The organism is Psychrosphaera sp., from assembly GCF_982872775.1.
In genome coordinates this window covers 1-2399 of record NZ_CEYNSH010000093.1, presented here as the reverse complement: position 1 = coordinate 2399, position 2399 = coordinate 1, and the positions used below count along the sequence as shown (strand labels likewise).

The window sequence follows — 2399 nt, the reverse complement described above, 5'->3', positions numbered from 1 at the left end:
AATTTGTCCAGCCTCAACACCACCAATACCGTCTTGAACTACTTCCATGACATCACCAACAGATAAACCATATCGAGAAAGCTCAAGCCTATTAGGAGCAATAACAAGTTGTGCTTCACCTGCAATCTGTTCAAGTGCAACGTCCTTTGCACCATCAATTGACTTAATCGCAGCTTCAATTTCTCGCCCTTTATTTGCTAGCACCTGTAAATCAGAGCCAAATAATTTAATGGCAAGTTGCGCTTTAACCCCTGATAACAACTCATCTACACGAGTAGCAATAGGCTGAGAGAAATTTAGTAACAATCCCGGAAACTCTTCTAATGAGCGCTTCATTTTATCTTGCAACTCATAACGATTAGAGGCGCTTGTCCATTCTGAAACAGGCTTAAGACCAATGTAGATTTCAATGTTGTTAACTGGCTCTGGGTCGCCGCCAATTTCTGCTCGGCCAATTCGACTCAATGCGTAAGTCACTTCAGGGAAAGCCATTAGCTTTTCTTCTAATATAGGGGCAACAGATAGCGCTGTTTCCAAACTAGAAGAAGGCGCTAGTGTCACTCTTAAGTTGATCGTTCCTTCCTCTAACTCTGGCACGAACTCTGTTCCAATTTGTGGAATGATTGCCGCTGCCGACGCGACTAGAGCTATTGACACAAACACAACAAACTTAGTTTGCTTTAATGCGATTTTCAATAACTTTCGATACAAAATATCGATAGGTTTTAAAATCAAACTTTCCCTTTCTGTCACCCCTCGCTTAAACATAAAAGAGGCTAGTGCAGGAACAATAAACAAAGCAACTACAATAGCTGACATCACAGCTAACATAATGCTGATAGCCATTGGCTGAAAGAGCTTCGCTTCAACACCTTCAAAACTAAACAGTGGCGTAAAAACTACGAGAATAATTGAAGCCGCAAAAAAGATAGGGCGAGCAACTTCTTTGCCTGCCAATTTTAACTTTTGTTTAGCTTCAATACTTTCATCAGCGCTTCCGCTTTCTAGTTGCCTGTTTAGGTGTTTAAACATGTTTTCAACCATGACAACTGAACCATCGACTAACATGCCAATAGCTACAGCGATACCGCCAAGCGACATCAAGTTGGCTGAAACACCTAGCCAAGCCATCACCATTAATGCAATACCAATGGAAATTGGAATTGAAATGAGCACCAGAAATGTAGCTCTTAAATTCATTAAAAATAGAGCAAGCACAATAGTGATAAAAATAAAAGCCAAAGTAAGGGCTTCAACAACGGTTGCCACGGCTTTTTCAATTAAGTCAGCTTGATCATAAAAAGGCTCAAATCGCACACCTTCTGGTAATGCCTGATTGATAAGCTTTGTTCTAGCATTAATACCGTCTATCGTCGCTTTGGTATTTGATCCCATGCGTTTTAATACAATGCCAGAGACCACTTCACCTAAGTTCTCAACATTGCCATTCTCCGTTTTGCGGGTCATAGTGACAGCGCCTTGTCTGATCTCAGCACCAAGTCCTACGTTGGCGACATCCGAAACAGTAACAACTACACCATTGAGTGTTTTCACAGGTACTTGCTGAATATTTTCAATACCTTTTTCACCACTTTCGAACCAACCAGTACCACGAATAACAAGCTGTTCTTGACCGCGATTCATGTACCAGCCACCAACATTGGCGTTGTTATTTTCAAGCGCTGATACCACATCCTCTTGGGTTAACTCGTAGGATAATAGTTTTGAAGAATCGACATTAACTTGGTATTGACGAACGTTACCACCGAATGACAGCACATCTGTAACACCGTCTACAGGCATTATTAGCAGTTTAATGATCCAGTCATTCAGACTTCTAAGCGCCATTGAGTCATACTTGTTTGTGTCGTCTGATATCAACAAATATTGAAATACTTGCCCTAAACCAGAAGTGTTTGGCCCCATCTCTGGTGTCCCAACCCCAGCAGGTATAAGCTCTTTCGCAGCTTGTAAGCGTTCAAATACCAATTGTCTTGCAAAATATATATCCGTGCCTTCTTTAAAGACTACAGTGACACCCGACAAACCTGTTTTTGAAATAGAGCGCACTTGTTCTACATCTGGTAATGCGTACATCACAGCTTCAATTGGATATGTGATAAGTTGCTCTACTTCTTCTGCGGCTAAACCCGGCGCTTCAGTATTAACAGCAACTTGTACGTTTGTAACGTCTGGAAACGCATCCAAGTTCAACTTAGGTATGGTGACAACAGCACTTGCAATTAATGCAAACAACGCGATTAGCACGAGTAATCTGTTGTTAATAGACCAATCAATAATTCGATTAAACATGATTACCCTCCTTAATGATTGTGCGGATCAAAACCGCCTTTAGCTATCTCTGAGGCGACAAAAAAAGCACCACGGGTAACGACTTT

General features: G+C 41.4%; 1 protein-coding gene. It reads right to left on the bottom strand.

Annotation, left to right across the window (positions count from 1 at the left end):
• A partial coding sequence (locus tag AC4E96_RS14045; protein ID WP_490256275.1) for an efflux RND transporter permease subunit occupies positions 1-2313 on the bottom strand: 2313 nt, incomplete at its 3' end.
• Positions 2314-2399: the final 86 nt, after the last annotated feature.